The sequence below is a fragment of the Xanthomonas arboricola pv. guizotiae genome, assembly GCF_002940205.1.
Taxonomy (GTDB): Bacteria; Pseudomonadota; Gammaproteobacteria; order Xanthomonadales; family Xanthomonadaceae; genus Xanthomonas; species Xanthomonas arboricola_C.
The window spans coordinates 1-505 of sequence record NZ_MDSK01000125.1; the positions used below are offsets into that span (position 1 = coordinate 1).

1 protein-coding gene is annotated in these 505 nt (G+C 68.5%); it reads left to right on the forward strand.

Features of this window, described 5'->3' with window-relative positions; all coding sequences use genetic code 11:
- On the forward strand, window positions 1-505 hold a 505-nt coding region (locus tag XarbCFBP7408_RS22125), incomplete at both ends, for a DNA-binding protein (protein ID WP_258072310.1).

Sequence of the window (505 nt, forward strand, 5' to 3'; positions counted from 1 at the left end):
CGTCCGTGGACGCGGTCCGGGTGGCGCTGGGCAACACGGGGTCCAAGACCACCATCCACCGCTATTTGAGGGAGTTGGAAGAGGAGGAAGGGCAGCGCCCCGGCGCCAAGGTGACCATCAGCGACGCGCTGCAGGATCTGGTCAGCCGCCTGGCCGAGCGCTTGCACGCCGAGGCCGACACGGTCGTTGCGCAGGCCCAGGCGCGCTTCCAGGCGCAGCTGCTGGAACGCACCCAAGCGCTGGAGCAGGCCCGGCAGGAGGCCGGCTCACTCATGACGCAGCTGCAACGCTGCGAGACCGCCCTGCAGGCCGAACGCGAGGCGGGCGACGCTGTCAGGAGCGAAGTGGCCCGCCGCACCACCGAACTGGCGCAGCTGGAGGAACGGATCTACGGTCTGACCGTTCGCGTGGCCGAGCACGACGCCCATGCGAAATCATTGGAACACAAGCACGACCATGCCAGGGAAGCCCTCGAGCACTACCGCACCTCGGTCAAGGACCAGCG